The sequence below is a fragment of the Bacillus sp. AFS037270 genome (assembly GCF_002585305.1).
Genome location: NZ_NUNF01000015.1, coordinates 1 through 6,665 on the forward strand (window position 1 = coordinate 1; position 6,665 = coordinate 6,665).

Below are 6,665 nucleotides of genomic sequence, written 5' to 3' on the forward strand. Positions count from 1 at the left end.
TTTATTGAGGGAGTTTAGTTCAAGAAGAAAGACCGTCACAGACGGTCCCTGGTTATTGAGAGCTTCTCGGTAAATCTGGTATATATCACTCTCCTATTTTGTTATTATCTAAAATATCGAGCTTACTTGAAATTTCTTTAAGTACTTCATTTCGTTCTTTTTGAGCTTTTATAAGGCTTACAGCAAACCAAATTGTAAATCCAATTACTGCTAAATAGATAATAATTATAAATATCGGTAATATAGCTAATGATGCGTTCACTAGGTAACCTCCAATCACGCATGTATGGATGCCCTTCAGATAAAAAAAATAAAACAAATAATGCCAGAGGATAATATTTATTCACGGTTCGATTTTTATATGCAATGGAAAATAAGTTGCTTGTTAAACTAACTCGGATGCAAGAGAGTAAAAATTAGGATTGCTGCGGCAGTCTTTTTTCTTGTTCAACTAACTGGGCAGTTTAGTTCAACAAGAGGTATGTGGAAAATATAGTAATAATTGTAATTGTGAACCTAAATACAAAGTAAAAAAGATGCAAATTGCACCTCTTTTTCTACTGATAAATTAATTTTCCCCCCTGTGAATCCAAAATCGTAAGTATATGAAGGTAAAATTAAAAGACTTGAGTCCGATAGAATACCGAACTCAGGTCTTAGAAGTTGCTTAAACTATATTTCTAACTTTATTGGGTCAGATCATCCCCTCTATTTCTGCTTTCATTTGTTCAAACCACTTTAAGTTTACCAAGTGATGGGAACGAGAATTTTCGTTCATGCGGCGGTAGTAATTGATTGTGCCGGGAAGTTCTTGTGTGTTGGACAGGTATTCATCAAGGAGGGCGATTCGGGTTTTTGTCTGGTCGATTTGCGATTGGATCAGTTCCAGCAATTTGTTTTTGTCGAATTCATCGGCAAAGAGTAACGCCCCATAAAATTGCAGGTTCACATATTCCGATTTGGTGCCGAATTTGACCATTAATTTTTCGAATTCTGCCATTCCCGATTCGGTGATTTTAAAGTTCCGAATTTCGCGCCCAATGGTTGAAGGTTTCTGCTGAATCTGTTCAATCCAACCTTTTTCTTCAAGTTGCTGCAGATTGTAATAAAATGAGCCTTTTGTGAAGTTAACAATGTATTTGTAATTACGTTTTTCCATTAAGGCCAGTAGTTCGTAGCCGTGAGCGCCTGGGTTTTGGATGAGCAAGCCAAGGATAAGTAAGGGGATTATGGCTTCATCACCTTCACCATCTGCGCCTCAAATTCCGCGTACGTGATTTTACCCGAAGCCAAATCCATGCTATGAAGGTAAATCTGTTCTGTTTTCGAATAATCGCGCTCCACTTTCAGCGATTGCTCCTCCCCCGGGATGGGTTCCAGGACATGATACTTTTTAGAAAAAGCATCGAAATAGCGGTAGCCGAATTTGCGTTGCGAAAACGCGTCTAAATGAATGCCATCAGGATTCGCGGTTAAACCTGCCGCTGTTACAAAATAACAATTTTGCTGTTCGTTCGCGAAGCGCTGCAATTGTTCATTGACCTGTCGAAATTCTGTCGCGTGCTGTCCAAAACCGGTCTTCCCAAGGAAATCACCAAGTCCGCCAATGATCAACGGCACCTCATCAAGTTTCAACTCGTTTCTTAGGGTCTCGATGATAAGGGTTAATTTCACGTAATAAGTTTCATGCAGCGAACGATAACTGTCACTCTCACCCTGGTGCCAAAGGATTCCACAGATTTGACTGGACCGGAGGGCGAAGCGGGCTTCGGACAAAGCATGCTGAAAAAGGATGCCTTCTGGATGCCAATCATTCAAGGAACTGCCACCTTCCGCACAAGGAATCAAACCAATTTCTTCATCGGGATGGGCTTTCGACCAGGCATCAGCAAAAGACGCGGCAAGTCCTACGCCGGAAACCGGACGGTCGTAATTAATCGGCTCTGTCATCATCTGCCACTGTCCATTGCGCAGCATTTTTATTTTTTCATTATAGATAGGTTCTACTTCATGCAAAAATCCACGGCCCGCCATATTCGACTGACCCAACATTAAAAATGACTTTATCATCTAATCTTCACTCCTTTACATTACTATATTGGTCTAATTAGACTAAAAATATTATATAGTCTAATTAGACTGTAGTCAATTCGATTTATCTGGTGAAAGTTTCATAACTAAAAGGTTTGGTTTTTTATTCGTATGTATTGGAACAAACTGACATGATAGAAATGTATAACTCATTATAATGAAAATCTAGTGGTTGTATTTGAGCAATAGCATGGTCTTTGGCTTTTTCTTATTCAACTAATTGAGTGCTTTAGTGAAACAAGGATTTCATAAATAATCAAACTTTATCTCAAAGATACACTAGTACGCGTTCAAAATAACGCTCTGTTTAATTGAGTGCCAGCTCATGTTATAATGAGAAACTTAGGATAATTACGACTTTTGCTCATGATTGAACGGATGCCAAGAAAAGCCTCCGTCTAACGATAAAATATGGAGGTGTAAGTGAATGAATAAACGATGGACGATCGGTAAAATTAAAGAATTTGTTGAGAACAATTCGGAAAGTAAGTTGCTAACGACGGAATATCACGGTTTTTCTCAAATGTTACTATTTAAATGTGCATGTGGTAGCAACTTTGAAAATACATTTACAAAATTTAAAAATAATAACCAACGTAAATGTGATGTGTGCCAACCGCCGAAAGCGTCACGCTAAACGTATAGCGAATAAACAAAGTGCCGATTTCTATTAAATAGAAGTTGGCGCTATTTTTAAAAAATTTTGATTAAAATCACCTTACTCCTATTGTCTTATTAGAGGTAAGGTGATTTTTTAATGGATATTTATGTTAATCTTACTGAAAGATTGTGAAGTAATTTACTTAAGCTAAAGGGAGTTTAGTTAAACAACAATATCATTAAATAGAGGATTTTTAGCTTCCGTAAAGAAAGAGTAAATAAAAAATGGTGAGGGGATGAAAAAAATTTGGAAGCAAATAACCATATCATTCAGATAAAGCCTTGGGAGGATAATGACCTTGATTTACTTTTTCGTATTAACGCTCCAGAAATGATGCAGTATCTTGGTGGTCCAGAGAGTAAAGAGCAGATTTTGAATCGACATAAACGATATCTTGATCTTGGTAAAAGAGGGCGTATGTTCAGCATTATATTGTTACCAGAATTAGAAACAGTAGGTTCTGTGGGTTATTGGCAAACTACTTGGAATAAGGAAAGTGTATATGAAACTGGATGGAGCGTTCTACCCTCGTATCAAGGGAAAGGAACAGCTACAAAAGCAGTAAAGTTAGCAATAGAAGAAGCATCTAGTGAGAACAAATATAAATACATTCACGCATTCCCATCAATTGATAATCCTGCTTCTAATGCAATTTGTCGTAAGCTGGATTTTCAATTTAAATCTGAATGCGAATTTGAATATCCTCCAGGAAGCTTTATGCGGTGCAATAATTGGCGTTATAACCTAATTGGACAATAGCTGATTTTTCAAAATAGTTTGTGAAGGAATGTACTTAAGCTAACTGGGTGCGTTAGTTGAACATGAACATAGAAATGATGGATATTTTTTATATGCCAAAAACAACTTTAAATGCTAGAACAATTTTTAAAGTGAGGAAAGATTATATTCTGTTTATGTAAGGAGTCATTATTTTGGGGCAATCATGGAGTAAGATGCGTAAAATTCTTGAACAAGATAATATTTGCGAATCGCTTAAAGGAAGAATTCAGTATTTCGCTACCCGGTATCGAAAGTCTCACGACCAAGAAGGAAGGGTAGCTATTCGGATTGACGGTAAAGAAGGTTTTAAATCCTGTTTTTTCGACTGGCAGAACAAAAGAGTTGAGGCAGAAAAGAGTGTAGTAATTCAGAATATGGAGGATATGCCTTGGTGGGAATATTGGGATAAAATTCACTTGGAAACGGAAAACTTTGGAGGGTTTGACCAGTATGGATTTTACGAAGCTTTCTACTATTATCAAAATCACAGTATTGAAGAAAGTTTGGTTAATGAAAGCCCCATTGTTAGATTGTTTGCAATACTTGATAAGCGTGTAGGCAAAAGAAGATTAGAGAAAATTTTCCCCGAAATTGAATTACAGCCTGCATGGTTACAAGTTTTTTACAGATTACGCATTGAATCCGAAGTGAAATCCCTTATGCAGTAACATGATTTAGCAACTAAACAAGCTTTATCACAAAACCGTTTTATAAAAACGGTTTTAGTTTAACGCAAAATGAAACCTAAAGTACGACAGAGCCCTTTTTTAAGTAGAATTGTAAAACATTACACTTAAAGTAACGGGTGCAAGAGTTTAACAATGAGTTGCTGCGGCAGCTCATTTTCTTTTTGTGCTAATGTGGCAGCTAGTTTAAACAAGCAGACAGTAAAAGGGGACACTCATGCTAATTGTCCTATGAACACTAGTACAATGAGGAGTTGTCACTATACCGAAAATAAAATAACAACACTTACAAATAGGCAAATATATCGAAAAGTGTAAGGTGTGCCCATTCAAGGAAGGATGTTACCAAGAAGGTGCGAAAAGCAAGACTTATTCGGTCACAATAATATCAACGCGCATTCCGAACAGGAGAAATTCCAGGAGAATGATTTCTTTAAGGAAAAATCCAAGGAGCGCTATAAAATTAAAGCGAAAAACAGCAAACTAAAACATAGACAAGGGTATAATGTCGCATAATTCTCGGGTCTAATTGGCATGGAACTGCAAGGGGCAATGGCGATTTTTACGGTAAATCTAAAGAGGATAATGACACTGCTAGACCAAAAATAAACAAATAACAGAGAATGTATAAAGAAAAAGCTGGCTTTTTGTTCCAAAATATTGGAAATAAATCCAGTTTTTTTATGTGAGGACCTTTTAAAAATAAAAACCAACAGATTTTCAGTGCCTCAATTAATACGAGGGGAGTTTTTATTTTGACTGAAATATTGTGAAATATTTGCACCAGAGCTAACTGATATGAAAAACAGTCATTTTTAAATTTCAAATTTTTTGTAAGTTTTTTAGTTTTTTTGTTAGATTCTGTAGGTCTTATGATAAATTAAAATCCATGAAAGCGTTTACTAAGATTTAACCTGCATTAATGGGCAGTAAGACCCAACTGATGGAAGTTTCACTTTTTATTTTTGTTAATCACACGTTATTTGGAGGAATTTCGAATGAAGAAACTAACTACAAAGAAAAAAGTTGCTCTCACCGCACTAACATTAATGGCCCCCGGGATTATCATCATCTCTTCAAGTTACACGGATGTATCACATCCTGTTGAGGCTAAACAGATTATAACATCTAATACAACCAATCCAGTTAAGAAAAAATTACCTAACATTAAAATTCTGGCAACGGGTGGCACCATTGCGGGAACGGGTTCTACTTCGACTCAAACCACCGGCTATCAGGCAGGTGTCCTAACTCCAGATCAACTAATAGAAGCGGTTCCTGGGCTAAAAGATGTTGCTAATATTTCCACTGAGCAGGTGGCAAACATTGATTCTGGTACGTCTAATACTGATGCTTTAATGGTCAAACTGGCGAAGGAGGTTCATAAAGCATTGGACGACCCAGAGTGTGACGGTGTTGTTATCACCCACGGAACCGACACAATGGAGGAAACGGCTTACTTTCTCAACCTGACTGTTCATTCGTACAAACCAATTGTCTTGGTTGGCGCAATGCGTCCTTCTACGTCACTCTCTGCTGACGGTCCGTTGAACCTGTACAACGCTGTAATACTGGCTGGTTCCAAGGAAGCTCGCGACAAGGGCGTCATGATTTCCATGAATGGCAAGATCGGAAGCGCTCGCTACACATTTAAAACGAATACCACCGACGTTGATGCCTTCGATAATCCGGAGCTCGGCTCCCTCGGCTATATACAAGGCGGTAAACCTTACTTCTATAACGTACCAACTAAAAAGCACACCACTGAGTCCGATTTTGACATTCGCAAGATCACTGAGGACAATCTGCATCGTGTTGATATTGTTTATTCGCATGCCAATGATGACCGTGTAATGGTTGACGCTGCGGTTGCTGCCGGTGCGCAAGGAATTATCCATGCTGGAACAGGTAACGGTTCTATTAATGAAAAAACGCTTCCAGGTCTGCAGGATGCTGTAAAGAAGGGTGTTGTCGTCGTTCGTGACACTCGTGTACCAGAAGGCATGGTTACTCACGAACAAACCGACGAAGACAACCACTTCGTTAATTCTGGCAACATCAACCCTCAAAAAGCTCGTATCCTATTGATGTTGGTGCTCACCAAAACCGAAGATCCTAACAAGATCCAAGAGTATTTCAATGAATACTAATGCTGGTTTAGCATAGCCACTCCTTTGAAGATATGGTCAAGTTTGATAGATCTCTTGCAGCAACACCAAAGAACCTTTTCTTGTCAACAAGATAAAGAGAAATAAGAGGTTGGATGCCTAAAAGGTACCCAACCTCTTTCATTGCCGATAATTTGCTCTCTCTTGTTTCAAGAGGTTTTTTACATAGAAAAATTTATTAGTGATGGTAAATTCTATGACGCTCGGGAGTTAAAGATTTTGTTTAGGGACTTTTCAGATTAAAACATATCCTTTTTAAGCTAAACCAGCTAATAGTTT

Annotated in this window: 7 protein-coding genes and 1 pseudogene; 5 read left to right on the top strand and 3 right to left on the bottom strand. The window is 37.8% G+C overall.

Translation table 11 applies throughout. The features are described from left to right. Window positions 1-85: 85 nt before the first annotated feature. From COD92_RS31840 to COD92_RS08385, 3 genes are all read right to left on the bottom strand, one after another. Complete coding sequence (locus tag COD92_RS31840; protein WP_176541434.1) at window positions 86-262, bottom strand: hypothetical protein; 177 nt, start codon at window positions 260-262, stop codon at window positions 86-88. A gap of 432 nt (window positions 263-694) precedes the next feature. Beyond that, a complete protein-coding gene (locus tag COD92_RS08380) occupies window positions 695-1,231 on the bottom strand; it encodes a PadR family transcriptional regulator (RefSeq protein WP_098532864.1) in 537 nt (178 codons plus the stop codon). Continuing rightward, window positions 1,228-2,070 carry a sialate O-acetylesterase gene (locus tag COD92_RS08385; protein WP_098532866.1) on the bottom strand — a complete coding sequence of 281 codons (843 nt, stop codon included), beginning with the start codon at window positions 2,068-2,070 and terminating at the stop codon, window positions 1,228-1,230. The genes COD92_RS08380 and COD92_RS08385 overlap by 4 nt, the downstream gene beginning before the upstream one ends. Window positions 2,071-2,518: 448 nt before the next feature. Here COD92_RS08385 and COD92_RS08390 point away from each other — a divergent pair, with 448 nt between their 5' ends. The 5 genes and pseudogenes from COD92_RS08390 to COD92_RS08410 all read left to right on the top strand — a co-directional run bounded on the left by COD92_RS08390 (window position 2,519) and on the right by COD92_RS08410 (window position 6,368). Next, a complete protein-coding gene (locus COD92_RS08390; protein ID WP_098532868.1) occupies window positions 2,519-2,728 on the top strand; it encodes a hypothetical protein in 210 nt (69 codons plus the stop codon). Between the two features lie 270 nt (window positions 2,729-2,998). Then, window positions 2,999-3,511, top strand: a complete 513-nt coding sequence (locus COD92_RS08395) for a GNAT family N-acetyltransferase (protein WP_098532870.1) — start codon at window positions 2,999-3,001, stop codon at window positions 3,509-3,511. 194 nt (window positions 3,512-3,705) lie between these two features. After that, on the top strand, window positions 3,706-4,200 hold the full coding sequence (locus tag COD92_RS08400) for an SF0329 family protein (protein ID WP_218014468.1): 495 nt from the start codon (window positions 3,706-3,708) through the stop codon (window positions 4,198-4,200). Between the two features lie 322 nt (window positions 4,201-4,522). Continuing rightward, window positions 4,523-4,827: pseudogene (locus tag COD92_RS08405) on the top strand (transposase); the annotation flags it as partial. A gap of 389 nt (window positions 4,828-5,216) precedes the next feature. Then, complete coding sequence (locus tag COD92_RS08410) at window positions 5,217-6,368, top strand: asparaginase (RefSeq protein WP_098532874.1); 1,152 nt, start codon at window positions 5,217-5,219, stop codon at window positions 6,366-6,368. Window positions 6,369-6,665: the final 297 nt, after the last annotated feature.

Bases quoted from the DNA above. Each gene is read 5' to 3' on its own strand.
- COD92_RS08385 (WP_098532866.1), bottom strand. From the start codon at position 2,070: ATGATAAAGTCATTTTTAATGTTGGGTCAGTCGAATATGGCGGGCCGT.
- COD92_RS08410 (WP_098532874.1), top strand. From the start codon at position 5,217: ATGAAGAAACTAACTACAAAGAAAAAAGTTGCTCTCACCGCACTAACA.
- COD92_RS08390 (WP_098532868.1), top strand. From the start codon at position 2,519: ATGAATAAACGATGGACGATCGGTAAAATTAAAGAATTTGTTGAGAAC.
- COD92_RS08400 (WP_218014468.1), top strand. From the start codon at position 3,706: ATGCGTAAAATTCTTGAACAAGATAATATTTGCGAATCGCTTAAAGGA.